The 13,094-nt window shown below is 37.6% G+C and carries 8 protein-coding genes, 3 tRNA genes and 1 rRNA gene (1 of these 12 cut by a window edge); 7 read left to right on the forward strand and 5 right to left on the reverse strand.

Annotated elements, in window-relative coordinates; all coding sequences use genetic code 11:
• The first annotated feature begins 36 nt into the window (after nt 1-36).
• Entirely contained in the window at nt 37-1,389 is a 1,353-nt protein-coding gene (locus FFWV33_RS09685; protein ID WP_108740726.1) for an NAD-dependent succinate-semialdehyde dehydrogenase, read from the forward strand.
• A 50-nt stretch (nt 1,390-1,439) separates the two neighbouring features.
• Here the strand turns inward: FFWV33_RS09685 and FFWV33_RS09690 are convergent, their stop codons facing one another.
• The 5 genes from FFWV33_RS09690 to FFWV33_RS09710 all read right to left on the reverse strand — a co-directional run bounded on the left by FFWV33_RS09690 (nt 1,440) and on the right by FFWV33_RS09710 (nt 7,015).
• Nucleotides 1,440-2,345, reverse strand: a complete 906-nt coding sequence (locus tag FFWV33_RS09690) for an N-acetylmuramoyl-L-alanine amidase (RefSeq protein WP_108740727.1) — start codon at nt 2,343-2,345, stop codon at nt 1,440-1,442.
• A gap of 31 nt (nt 2,346-2,376) precedes the next feature.
• A complete protein-coding gene (locus FFWV33_RS09695) occupies nt 2,377-2,853 on the reverse strand; it encodes a hypothetical protein (protein ID WP_108740728.1) in 477 nt (158 codons plus the stop codon).
• A gap of 53 nt (nt 2,854-2,906) precedes the next feature.
• Nucleotides 2,907-4,220: a 30S ribosomal protein S12 methylthiotransferase RimO gene (gene rimO, locus FFWV33_RS09700; protein WP_108740729.1), complete on the reverse strand. Its 1,314-nt coding sequence runs from the start codon at nt 4,218-4,220 to the stop codon at nt 2,907-2,909.
• Nucleotides 4,221-4,428: 208 nt separating this feature from the next.
• Nucleotides 4,429-5,967 carry an OmpP1/FadL family transporter gene (locus FFWV33_RS09705; protein WP_108740730.1) on the reverse strand — a complete coding sequence of 513 codons (1,539 nt, stop codon included), beginning with the start codon at nt 5,965-5,967 and terminating at the stop codon, nt 4,429-4,431.
• Between the two features lie 40 nt (nt 5,968-6,007).
• Nucleotides 6,008-7,015 (reverse strand): hypothetical protein, encoded by a 1,008-nt coding sequence (locus FFWV33_RS09710; protein ID WP_108740731.1) that lies wholly within the window; start codon nt 7,013-7,015, stop codon nt 6,008-6,010.
• Between the two features lie 102 nt (nt 7,016-7,117).
• Between FFWV33_RS09710 and proS the strand changes: the two genes are divergently transcribed.
• From proS to FFWV33_RS09745, 6 genes are all read left to right on the forward strand, one after another.
• Complete coding sequence (gene proS, locus FFWV33_RS09715; RefSeq protein ID WP_108740732.1) at nt 7,118-8,596, forward strand: proline--tRNA ligase; 1,479 nt, start codon at nt 7,118-7,120, stop codon at nt 8,594-8,596.
• A gap of 77 nt (nt 8,597-8,673) precedes the next feature.
• Nucleotides 8,674-8,745, forward strand: a tRNA-Glu gene (locus tag FFWV33_RS09720).
• A gap of 45 nt (nt 8,746-8,790) precedes the next feature.
• A tRNA-Glu gene (locus tag FFWV33_RS09725) sits at nt 8,791-8,862 on the forward strand.
• Between the two features lie 51 nt (nt 8,863-8,913).
• Nucleotides 8,914-8,985, forward strand: a tRNA-Glu gene (locus tag FFWV33_RS09730).
• 39 nt (nt 8,986-9,024) lie between these two features.
• A complete protein-coding gene (gene rpsT, locus FFWV33_RS09735) occupies nt 9,025-9,276 on the forward strand; it encodes a 30S ribosomal protein S20 (protein WP_108740733.1) in 252 nt (83 codons plus the stop codon).
• A gap of 2,319 nt (nt 9,277-11,595) precedes the next feature.
• Nucleotides 11,596-13,094 (forward strand): 16S ribosomal RNA (locus FFWV33_RS09745); it runs 15 nt beyond the window's last position.

Here is a 13,094-nt window from a genome sequence, read left to right on the forward strand (position 1 = left end):
CATTTCAATTTGTTCAAATTTTAATAGTAACCTTTTATGATATTCAAATCAATAAACCCGTACACAACTGAGATCATTGCTGAGCATGAACTCCTGACAGATTCCCAACTAAACCAAAAATTAGCTCAAGCTGAAAAAGCTTTTAAGTATTGGCGAACAACAACTTTTGCAGAAAGAGCTGAGAAGATGAAAAATTTAGCAACCGTATTGCGCAATAAGCAAAATGAATTAGGGCTGCTAATTACTAATGAAATGGGTAAAATTCTTCAGGAAGGAATTGATGAGGTCGGAAAATCGGCAGCCAATTGTGACTTTTATGCCGAGAAAGCAGAGGAAATGCTACAAGATCATTTCCATGATACTCCGTTCAAGAGTATGTCTGTTTATGATCCTATGGGGGCCGTTTTTGCAATTATGCCCTGGAATTATCCCTTTTGGCAAGTATTGCGATACGCCGCTCCAGCAATTATGGCTGGTAATGTTTCTATTTTAAAGCATGCGCCAAATGTTATAGGTTGTGCCAAAGCTATTGAAGAGGCTTTCTTAGAAGCCGGATTTCCCGAAGGTGTCTTTCAGCAAATCACCATTGACATTCCGCAAGTAGAAAAAGTAATAGCCTCAGATATTGTAAGCGGAATAACATTGACTGGTAGTGAAATGGCAGGATCTTCTGTTGCTGCATTGGCGGGTAAGCACATTAAAAAAACAGTGATGGAGCTCGGAGGATCAGATGCTTTTATTATTCTTGATGATGCTGATATCGAAAAAGCAGCAACGGTTGCAACCCAATCAAGAATGTTAAATGCTGGTCAAGCTTGTATATGCGCTAAACGTTTTATCGTGACCGAAAAAGTGGCAAATGCTTTTGCAGCATTATTTGCTGAGAAAATTTCAAGATTAACGCAAGGTAATCCGCTTGATACTACAATTGCGATGGGACCTTTGGCTAGACTTGATTTAGCCGAAAAACTAAGTCATCAACTTGAGAAATCACTCGAGCAAGGGGCAAAACTTGTTTTGGGAGGATCACGTGAAAACTGCAATTTCCAACCTACATTAATAGATTTTGTAGATGCAAACAATATTGCTTTCCAAGAAGAAACCTTTGGACCACTAGCTACTTTGATTAGAGCTAAAGATGAAAAAGACGCAATTGCTATAGCAAATAACCACCGTTATGGTTTGGCATCGTCACTATGGACAGAGGATCGAGACAATGCATATAAGGTAGCAAGACAAATAGAAGCTGGAAATGTATTTGTAAATTCTTTAGTGCGTTCAGATTCTAGAATTCCTTTTGGCGGAATCAAAAAATCAGGTTACGGAAGAGAATTATCAGATGTAGGTATTAAAGAATTCATGAATGTGAAATCGGTAATAATCGAATAATACTATATTTTCAATAATCTTGGCTAAAAAAAAAAGAGTTAAGCGAAAGCTTAACTCTTTAAATAAATATTATAAATAGAATTAATGGTCTGAGAGTCCAAAGAACTATCTGTTTGTGTTTGAATAAAATGACGTTTAAAAGCCATGATAGCCGCATTTAAATTTGTAGTATCGTAACCAATAATACGTAGCGCTTGTTCCACATTGAAATTTTCAGGAGCCGTTGGTAAAATTTCGTCTACCCATAATCCAAAACCATTTTCTGCCAGTGTTTTCCAAGGGAAAAGTGAACTAGGATCGATTTTTCGAGTAGGAGCAATGTCTGAATGCCCTATCACATTCTCTCTCGGTATTCCAAATTCCGATTGTAGTCTTTTAAGCAAAGCCATTAAACTAGATATCTGTGCCTCAGAGAAAGGTTCACTTCCGTTATTATCCAGTTCAATTCCAATAGAACAAGAGTTAATATCTTTGATTTTTCCCCAAGATCCATTCCCTGCATGCCATGCACGCAAGTAATCGTTCAGCATTTGTACCACACGTCCGTCATCGCCTATTACATAATGTGCACTTACTTGTGTCCTCGTAAGGGTAAAGGTGTGAATGGTTTGCTCAATAGAATCCTGCGCCGTATGGTGCAAAATAATCATGTTCGGTTTTCTTAAATTAAAATTTACCGTTCCAATCCATTCTGTTTTCTGGCCGTTATTTAGTGTTTTTGCACCAATATCCGTAATTGCTTCACTAAACTTGTACAACACTTTGCTGTATGATGTATCAATGGTAATTACTGTTTTTGTCACTACAGGTAGTGGTTTCGGCTCGTGATCTGCTATTTGTTCTTTTAAAACCTTTACTTTCTCCATGTAAATCTTGTCAGTCTCCTTATGCGGATTTTTGGTAGCACAAGAGGCAAACATGATAATGGTGGCTAAAGAGAATAGTATATTTTTCATTGGTAAAGGTGCAATTGCTAGGAATAATTATTTAATCTCTTCGTTTTCTCTTTTTAGATGCAGGCTTTTGTTGCACCCATTTCTTATATAATTCTTTTTGGTCAGGATTTAAATACTCATTTATTTTTCGAGTTGTAATTTCGCTTAGAGCTTCAATTTCTTTTACTTTTTGTTCCTGTCCTACTTTTTCATCTTTAATAATGATTCCTTGCTCACGAATGCTTTCTTTCAAAACATTTCCAATCGCAATTTCTTGCAAGGCATCGAGTTTTAATTCCGGAGTCATTTTTTTCATGATTTCGCCAACCGTAACTTCCACCGGAATTTCTTTTGGTTTATCCGGTGTACTTGGTATCTGCGAATCTCTATTCATTCGACCACTTCCATTACTACTTCCGTAACCACCTCCACCGTAACCACCATTATTTCCGTATCCATATTGCGCATTGGCAGTACCTACGGTTAAAAATAAAACTATAATAAAAAATAAAGATTTCAATTTCATCATTGTTGTTGTTTTAGATAGTAATAAGCTAGTATAAAGGTAGCATAAAAGTAGTATTAAGCTGGTTCACCATAAAGATCAAATTCAGTCGCATCTGTAATTTTAATCATAGCAAATTCACCTGTTTTTAAATAATGTAATGAGGCATCAATCAAAACTTCATTATCAACATCAGGACTATCAAATTCGGTTCTACCCACAAAGTGTTGTCCTTCTTTTCGATCAATAATACATTTGAACACTTGTCCCACCTTCTCTTGGTTCAAATCCCAAGAAATTTGAGATTGTAATTCCATGATTTCATTGGCACGTTCTTGTTTTACAGTATCGGGTACATCATCCTCAAGTAAATAAGCATGCGTATTTTCCTCATGAGAGTAGGCAAAACAACCCATACGATCAAATTTCATTTCTTGTACCCAGTCTTTCAATATATTAAAATCCTCTTGCGTTTCTCCAGGATATCCAACGATCAATGTTGTTCTAATAGCCATTCCAGGAACTGCCGCTCTAAAGTCTTTCAACAATTGAGTTGTTTTTGCTTGAGTAGTTCCACGACGCATCGATTTCAAAACAGAGTCTGAAATATGTTGCAACGGAATATCAATATAGTTACAAATCTTTGGTTCGCGTTTCATTAACTCCAATACATCCATCGGGAAACCAGTAGGGAAGGCGTAATGCAAACGAATCCATTCAATTCCTTCAACTGCAGCTAACCCTTCAAGTAATTCGGCTAAATTTCTTTTTTTGTATATATCAAGACCATAATAAGTCAAATCTTGAGCAATCAAAATCAATTCTTTTACACCGTCTCTTGCAAGACCTTGTGCTTCTTTAACTAATTTTTCTATTGGTTGCGACACGTGTTTACCACGCATCAACGGAATCGCACAAAAACTACAAGGTCTATCACATCCTTCTGCAATTTTTAGATAGGCATAGTTTTTTGGAGTAGTGGTCAAACGTTCTCCCAAAAGTTCGTGTTTGTAATCCGCTCCTAATGCTTTCAATAATTGAGGCAATTCTGTAGTTCCAAAAAACTGGTCCACATTCGGAATCTCTTTTTCCAAATCAGGTCGGTAGCGTTCAGATAAACATCCGGTCACAAAAACCTTGTCAACCAATCCCTTTTCTTTTTTGTCTGCATATTCAAGAATCATATTTACAGATTCTGCTTTAGCGTTGTCTATAAATCCGCAGGTATTGATTACAATAATATTTCCTTCGGTTTCAGCTGGAGCTTCATGTTCAACTTCTTTACCATTGGCGCGAAGTTGTCCCATAAGGACTTCACTATCGTATATATTTTTTGAACACCCTAAAGTGATAACGTTGATTTTGTTCTTTTTTAAAGACTTCGTTCTCATAAATTTGTAAATTGGAGTGCAAAATTACGTTTTTTTATCCAAACCGCATTAAGTTAGCTGCGTTTTAGGTAGTTTTTAGGAGCTATTTCCTGCTGTCCGCTGTATCTCTTGTTCCGCTATCGCTCCACAAGAGGATGCCGCTTCCATCAGGGCTAAAAAAAATCCGTCTCAAATACATGAAACGGATTCATTACGATATTCTAAAATATTACAATTCAAATAATAAGCTCAAGGAAACTGTATCTGTTTTTGTATTTATTTTTGCACCATCAGTAAACCCTTGCGAAAAGAAGCCTTGTTGCGTATTGCGTTGTGTATTTGCATAAGCCAAATCCAATTTAGTAGATCCAAAGTTATAGCCAATTCCAGCAGAATAACCTTTTAAATCCCCAAGAGTTGTTTTGTTTTGGTAAGGGCTTTGTTCGTAACGGTACCCTGCACGTAAACTTAGGGCTTTGATTTTGTATTCTCCACCAACTCTAATTTCGTTACTTGCTTTTAATGTCTGTGCAATTTCCGAATTGATAAATGGATCTCTAGTATCTCTTTCTATTGAGTATTCTGTTTTACTATAATCTTTACGACTGTAATCAACACTCAATAAACCTTTTTTTCCAAATACATAAGCCATACTTCCTGTGAATTTGCTCGGAGTTTTTAACTTGTACGTATCATAGACTATAAATTTATTAGAGTCAGGAGAACTGTTTTCGAAAGCTGGAGTAGCATTATTTCTATAATCAAAAATCCCCGATGTTAGTTTCTGTCTTACTTCGTCATTCAAAGTGTACCAGGTAGGTGATTCGTAGGCTAGTCCAATTCGTAAGTTCGTTGTAGCTTTTATAATCGTACCAAGCTGCATCGAGAAACCAGATCCATAAGTATAAAGCTCATTTTCGAAGGCTACATTTTGAACATCGACAATATTATTATTTGCATTGTCATTGTCTTCATAGAATAGGGTGTTTTTTCTAAAGTCTGTAAAATGAGAATTCAAATTCAAACCAAAATGAATTTTATCATTATAATCAGCCGAAGCATTGAACGTTAGTTTACCATTGTAACCCGTTGATGTTACAGTGTTCTCTTGGTAATAATTTCCTCCTGCCGGAACATTTGACGTGTATATAGCATTGTTGTCATTAGTAGTCTGAGGATTGATCAAAAATCCTTCGTAACCCAAAAAAGCTTGTTGGTCTGCATAGTTTAATTGGTAGTAATTACTATCTAGAATTAAACCTAATGGTATTCCATCTTGATTTTTTGCTGCATTAGCATTCGCATAACTAGTAAAATAACCCGCTACAGAATTTGTAGGGTTGGTCCCAAAAGCAACAGTAGAGTTATTGAAGTTATTGGTATTTTCGTAATTGATACCAACTGCAAATTTTTTCCACTTTGATTGTCTATCTCCATTTTTAAAAACAAAAACGGCACCTGCTTGGTTCAGATTAAAATCGCTTTTTTTCTCATTATACGTACTACCAAAATAATCCGACGCATTTGAAGTGGCCAAATTACTAAAGGTCAACACCATTTGGTTATTCGAAAAAACAGAAGATCCCGCAGGATTAACGTTCAATGATGATAAATCGCCACCTAGAGCGCCAAAAGCGCCGCTCATTGCCCTAAATCTTGCTGTTCCGTTAATGTTGTCTTGAGCATAACGTACAGCATCTCTAACTTCTTGAGACTGGATCGATCCAAAGGATAATCCAGCGAGTATATAATAAATGTATTTTTTCATTTTCGTAAATTTTTAATTTAGTAGGCTTCTTAGTACTGAATTATCTTCCTCTTCTTCCGCCGCTGCTACTTCCGCTACCACCACCATAGCTTCCACCTCCGCCACCGGAAGATGATCCAGAACTGCTAGGTCTAGAATACGAGTCGTTGCTGTTGGAACGGGTAGGTGTACTGTATTCTCTTCTTGAATTACTACTTTCAGAATTGTATGAACGAGTTGGTGTGCTACTTTCTCTACTTGTTGAATTAGTTGGAGGACTAGAGTAGCGACGATTCGAGGTTGAACTATCACCTCTTGAGAATACAGGAGAAGAACTTCTGTTGAAGGTTGAGTTACTTCTACTTGTAGTACTGCTACTTCTAGAGGTGGTACCCGAACTATAACTTCTTGAGTTTACGGAGCTGTATGAAGATCGACTGTTGTTTCCGTACGAACGGACGCGTCCATAGTTACTGTTGTAATTGTTATAAGGCAAATTATATCCGTATCCACCATAACCACCGAACCCACCATAACCTAAACCGTAGTACATAGAGTTCCATCCAAAATTATTGTATCCATATCCAAAACCACCGTAACCCCATCCATAATAAGGTGAGTTCCAACCAAAGTTGTTGTAACCGTAATATGGTGAATTCCAACCAAAATTATTAAAGCCGTATCCATAACCGCCATAACCCCAACCATTGCCCATTCCCCAATTGTTTGAGTATATATTGATATCGGTAGTAGCATGATTGTTACCCCAGCCTGCATATTGATTACTTGCATTTTGACTGTCGTCATAATTGTTGTAGCTATCTACATCCGTAAATATTTGATCTGACTCAGCTTCTGTCTGCAAAGAGTTAAAATATTCTTTATAGGGGTTGTTTTGATTGGTTCTTTGGGTAACTTCGTTACTTCTGTTGTTAGAATCTCCATAGATACCATCATTTTCATAATAGGAACTGTTTTGGAATGATCCACAGGAAGTTAATAAAAGGCTACTCAAACCAAATAACATATAAAGTGAAGCTTTTTTTGAGGTAAATATAGAAGTTTTCATATCTGTATGGTTTTTTATTGTTGCACAATACAAAAATAGTTAGTTTTGCGGAACTATTTAGTTAAATAAAAATTAAACAATATTTGTGCCAAACTATTCAATATGAGTAAGAACCTTACCACACGATCCGAAGATTATTCAAAATGGTATAACGAACTGGTTGTCAAAGCCGACTTAGCCGAAAACTCTGGAGTTAGAGGCTGTATGGTTATCAAACCTTATGGTTATGCGATTTGGGAAAAAATGCAAGCAGAATTAGATCGAATGTTTAAAGAGACTGGGCACCAAAATGCTTACTTTCCACTATTCGTGCCTAAAAGTATGTTTGAAGCAGAAGAAAAAAATGCTGAAGGTTTTGCAAAAGAATGTGCTGTCGTAACACATTATAGATTAAAAAACGATCCAGATAGACCAGGTAAATTAATGGTGGACCCAAACGCTAAGCTAGAAGAGGAGTTAATTGTCCGTCCAACGTCCGAGGCGATAATCTGGTCCACCTACAAAGGATGGGTGCAATCCTATAGAGATTTACCATTGTTAATCAATCAATGGGCAAATGTTGTTCGTTGGGAGATGAGAACGCGTTTGTTTCTAAGAACTGCAGAGTTTTTGTGGCAAGAAGGGCATACAGCCCACGCAACACGTCAGGAAGCAATTGAAGAGTCTGAGCGCATGATGAATGTATATGCCGATTTTGCTCAAAATTTCATGGCAATTCCAGTAGTCAAAGGTTTAAAAACCGAAACAGAGCGTTTTGCAGGTGCCGAAGAAACATATTGTATCGAAGCATTAATGCAAGATGGTAAAGCATTGCAAGCAGGAACATCTCACTTCTTAGGACAAAATTTTGCACAAGCATTTGATGTTAAGTTTGCCAACGCAGAAGGGAAACAAGAATATGTTTGGGGAACTTCTTGGGGAGTTTCAACACGATTGATGGGTGCCTTAGTAATGACGCATTCAGATGATCAAGGTTTGGTATTGCCTCCAAATTTAGCTCCAATACAAGTAGTAATTGTACCTATATATAAAACAGACGAACAATTAAATGCAATTTCAGACGCCGTTGCTGTTTTAACAACTGACTTAAAGAAATTGGGTGTTACAGTTAAATTTGACAACAGAACGACTCAAAAACCAGGATTCAAATTCGCCGAATGGGAATTAAAAGGGGTACCTGTACGTATTGCTGTTGGGCCAAAAGATCTTGAAAACGGAACTTTTGAAGTAGCGAGACGCGATACATTGACCAAAGAAACCAAACCTAGCGACGGAATAGCAGTCTATATAAAAGAGCTACTAGATCAAATTCAAATTGATTTATTCGAAAAAGCTTTAGAATATAGAAATACTCATGTCACAGAAGTGAATGATTTTGAAGAATTTAAAAAAGTTTTAGAAGAAAAAGGAGGCTTTATTTCAGCACACTGGGACGGCACTGCCGAAACAGAAGAAAAAATAAAAGACCTAACCAAAGCAACAATTAGATGTATTCCTTTGGATGCTAAAGAAGAGGCGGGAACCTGCGTATTTACTGGGAATCCTTCGACTAAGAGAGCGCTTTTTGCTAAGGCCTATTAATTTTTTCTGATTTTTTTGCAATTACTATTGCAGAACAGAAAAAGAGTTGTATCTTTGCATCCGCAATAGAGAAGCAAGGCCCGTTCGTCTATCGGTTAGGACGCATGGTTTTCATCCATGTAAGAGCGGTTCGATTCCGCTACGGGCTACTACTTTTATTGCATGTTAAGTTTCCCGAACTAAAGAGGGAAAATGGCCCGTTCGTCTATCGGTTAGGACGCATGGTTTTCATCCATGTAAGAGCGGTTCGATTCCGCTACGGGCTACAAATTAATCGATTTTAACACATTGGTTAAAAATAAGAACTAGGTGATAATGGTCCGTTCGTCTAGGGGTTAGGACGCCAAGATTTCGTCTTGGTAACAGGGGTTCGATTCCCTTACGGACTACAATAAAAGAAATAGTAAAAAAGATAAAATTATAATAAAATGGCAAATCATAAGTCAGCATTAAAAAGAATTAGAAGCAACGAAAAGAAAAGAGTGTTAAACAGATACCAACACAAAACTACTCGTAATGCTATCAAAGCGTTAAGAATAGCTACTGATAAATCTGATGCTACTTCAAAATTGTCAAACGTAATTTCTATGATTGACAAATTAGCTAAGAAAAACATAATTCATGATAACAAAGCGTCTAACTTAAAATCTAAGTTAACTAAATTTGTTGCTAAATTGTAATTAGTACAATCTATACAAAATCATAAAGCTCCTATTGTAGGGGCTTTTTTGTTTTAAAGATAAACCCATCTGACTTTTGTTAGGTGGTTTTTTTATTTTCAAGAAGTTCTGTTTTTGGTTGTAGCTCTTATTTCAGGAGCAGTACATCCAGTTTTCCATTTGTTAATTCAGTCCCGTTATCCGCTCCAATCTTTTTTGTGGCCAAAAAAAGCCTCAAAAAAGGATTTCCACTACTACCGGGGCTAGGAGGGAAGCGCAGTTCTTCTTTGTTGGTATTTTAAAGCACTATTTCAAACTACATTATATAGGTATGTAAATGGCATTAAGCTATAATGTTTGCATTTGTACAACTGTTCATTTTGTATGCCATAGAAGAATGGCATGCACATATTACTAATTCGAGGAAATGAGTCAGCTTTTTGGTTATATAAGTTGTTGATGTACTACTTACTGATGGGTATGGATTTTTCAATAGTTAGATGTGTAAAATATAAATCCATCTTTTTTTGTTTTCTTGGATAAATATATAGCGCATAAATATCTATTGCCTGAAATTATAATAATTGTTACCTATTCGTCTATTTAAAGATTGTTCAGCTGATGAAACTTTATAATTGGAATGGTCCGCTATTCTAATCGTAAATCATTACAAATTGTATTTAATGATTTTTAATGAATCCAAGTGCTTTCGGGTTATAGGATGTGAATGTATGTATGTATGTATGTATGTATGTATGTATGTATATAAAATTGGGTGAGTATTAATGAATCAGCATGTTGTTAATATCACCCAATTTCAGCTTACAAGCAATTTTATATATTTAAATCAAATTCTTTAATGCCGTTAGGCATGACATATCGGTAGTAAAAAGAGATTAACATCATGAGAGTAGTGCCGTAGGTACGATATATGATCCAGAAGGTAGATTGGGGATTTTGTTTTTAGTCACATTCATGTTAATGTACTGTGTGTAGAATAATGCTGCTTGATATCATTTATAGTTGTAGTAAGTCCAAAAGGTTAACAGGCGACAATATGTTAACTACAATTCGCTAATGGTACAAATAATGCCGTTAGGTATGATATATCGGTAGGGGAAAAGATTTACGTCATGAAGGTAGTGCCGTAGGTACGACATATATTTTCTAGTCACGTTCATTTCAATGCACTGTGTGTAGAATAATGCTACCAGATACCATGTACAGGTGTAGTAAGTCTAAAAGATTTACAAGCAACTATATGTAAACACAATTCACCAGCGGTGTAAACAATGCCGTTAGGTATGATATATTGGTAGCAAAAAGAATATCACACAATCAAGTAGTGCCGTAGGTACGACAGGTCATTTCTATTCACGTTCATTTTAATGCACTGTTATGTAGAATAATGCTGCCAGATACCATGTATAGTTGTACCAAGTCCAAAAGATTTACATACCACAAAATATTAACTACATTTCACCAGTGGTATAACTAATGCTGTTAGGCATGACATATAGGTAGCAAAAAAGATTTAGGGCATTAAGGTATTGTCGTAGGTACGATATAGTATAATTGAAATACATTTTCCCTCTAATCAAAATCATATTAGTATATAAACAGCATAATAAAAGCCGTGAGACCTATAATATTTATAGACCCAGAAACAATACAAGCTAAAAATACCATGCAACAGAGGAAACCAATGAAACAAAACCACCCAATCCAACAAAAACCAAACAAAATTACACCAAAACCATTCAAAATAAACTCCAAATTCGCACAAATCAAAAAAACGTTAAAACTCAAAGTTCACTTTTCCAGCCGATTAAAAAATAGATTAAAAAAAGGTTGGGTAAAAGTATTGAATAACGGAGTAGACTCACTACTTTTGCACCCGCAACAACGAACAAGTTCACTGACACACTGGCAAGCATTACTGATATAGAGGAATAAATTCTTCTAAAAAAAATATCAAATAAAGCTTGTGAGATTAAAGTAAATGAATTACTTTTGCACCCCGCAGAATGAGACAAGTTATTTGACAGACTGGTAAGAAAGAATAAAGAAAAAGAGATTTATCTCTTAAAAAAAAACTTTAAATTTTTCTTGCGAGAAACGAAATAGTTTTCTACTTTTGCACCCGCTTCGAGAAACATGTTTAACATGTTGATTGAAACGAAAAAACAAGATAAGAATACGTTCCTAGACATATTGAATTGACAGCCGTTTTAAGAGAGATCTTAAGACAAAAGAATAAGAGTAATAGAATTGAGAGATTTTAAAAAACCACTAGACCTTCAGTCAAAAATAAATAGCTTAGCAATAAGCAAATAATATACGATGAAGAGTTTGATCCTGGCTCAGGATGAACGCTAGCGGCAGGCTTAACACATGCAAGTCGAGGGGTATTTATCTTCGGATAATGAGACCGGCGCACGGGTGCGTAACGCGTATGCAATCTACCTTTCACAGAGGGATAGCCCAGAGAAATTTGGATTAATACCTCATAGTATAGCTGAACCGCATGGTTCTACTATTAAAGATTTATCGGTGAAAGATGAGCATGCGTCCCATTAGTTAGTTGGTAAGGTAACGGCTTACCAAGACTACGATGGGTAGGGGTCCTGAGAGGGAGATCCCCCACACTGGTACTGAGACACGGACCAGACTCCTACGGGAGGCAGCAGTGAGGAATATTGGTCAATGGGCGCAAGCCTGAACCAGCCATGCCGCGTGCAGGATGAAGCATCTATGGTGTGTAAACTGCTTTTATACGAGAAGAAACAACGCTACGTGTAGCGTCTTGACGGTATCGTAAGAATAAGGACCGGCTAACTCCGTGCCAGCAGCCGCGGTAATACGGAGGGTCCAAGCGTTATCCGGAATCATTGGGTTTAAAGGGTCCGTAGGCGGTCAGATAAGTCAGTGGTGAAAGCCCATCGCTCAACGGTGGAACGGCCATTGATACTGTCTGACTTGAATTATTGGGAAGTAACTAGAATATGTAGTGTAGCGGTGAAATGCTTAGAGATTACATGGAATACCAATTGCGAAGGCAGGTTACTACCAATATATTGACGCTGATGGACGAAAGCGTGGGTAGCGAACAGGATTAGATACCCTGGTAGTCCACGCCGTAAACGATGGATACTAGCTGTTGGAAGCAATTTCAGTGGCTAAGCGAAAGTGATAAGTATCCCACCTGGGGAGTACGAACGCAAGTTTGAAACTCAAAGGAATTGACGGGGGCCCGCACAAGCGGTGGAGCATGTGGTTTAATTCGATGATACGCGAGGAACCTTACCAAGGCTTAAATGTAGATTGACCGGTTTGGAAACAGACTTTTCGCAAGACAATTTACAAGGTGCTGCATGGTTGTCGTCAGCTCGTGCCGTGAGGTGTCAGGTTAAGTCCTATAACGAGCGCAACCCCTGTTGTTAGTTGCCAGCGAGTCATGTCGGGAACTCTAACAAGACTGCCAGTGTAAACTGTGAGGAAGGTGGGGATGACGTCAAATCATCACGGCCCTTACGCCTTGGGCTACACACGTGCTACAATGGACGGTACAGAGAGCAGCCACTGGGCGACCAGGTGCGAATCTACAAAACCGTTCTCAGTTCGGATCGGAGTCTGCAACTCGACTCCGTGAAGCTGGAATCGCTAGTAATCGGATATCAGCCATGATCCGGTGAATACGTTCCCGGGCCTTGTACACACCGCCCGTCAAGCCATGGAAGCTGGGGGTGCCTGAAGTCGGTGACCGCAAGGAGCTGCCTAGGGTAAAACTGGTAACTAGGGCTAAGTCGTAACAAGGTAGCCGTACCGGAAGGTGCGGC

Origin of the sequence: Flavobacterium faecale (genome assembly GCF_003076455.1) — a bacterium.
GTDB classification, from domain to species: domain Bacteria; phylum Bacteroidota; class Bacteroidia; order Flavobacteriales; family Flavobacteriaceae; genus Flavobacterium; species Flavobacterium faecale.

Bases quoted from the DNA above. Each gene is read 5' to 3' on its own strand.
- FFWV33_RS09685 (WP_108740726.1), top strand. From the start codon at position 37: ATGATATTCAAATCAATAAACCCGTACACAACTGAGATCATTGCTGAG.
- FFWV33_RS09690 (WP_108740727.1), bottom strand. From the start codon at position 2,345: ATGAAAAATATACTATTCTCTTTAGCCACCATTATCATGTTTGCCTCT.
- FFWV33_RS09695 (WP_108740728.1), bottom strand. From the start codon at position 2,853: ATGATGAAATTGAAATCTTTATTTTTTATTATAGTTTTATTTTTAACC.
- rimO (WP_108740729.1), bottom strand. From the start codon at position 4,220: ATGAGAACGAAGTCTTTAAAAAAGAACAAAATCAACGTTATCACTTTA.
- FFWV33_RS09705 (WP_108740730.1), bottom strand. From the start codon at position 5,967: ATGAAAAAATACATTTATTATATACTCGCTGGATTATCCTTTGGATCG.
- FFWV33_RS09710 (WP_108740731.1), bottom strand. From the start codon at position 7,015: ATGAAAACTTCTATATTTACCTCAAAAAAAGCTTCACTTTATATGTTA.
- proS (WP_108740732.1), top strand. From the start codon at position 7,118: ATGAGTAAGAACCTTACCACACGATCCGAAGATTATTCAAAATGGTAT.
- rpsT (WP_108740733.1), top strand. From the start codon at position 9,025: ATGGCAAATCATAAGTCAGCATTAAAAAGAATTAGAAGCAACGAAAAG.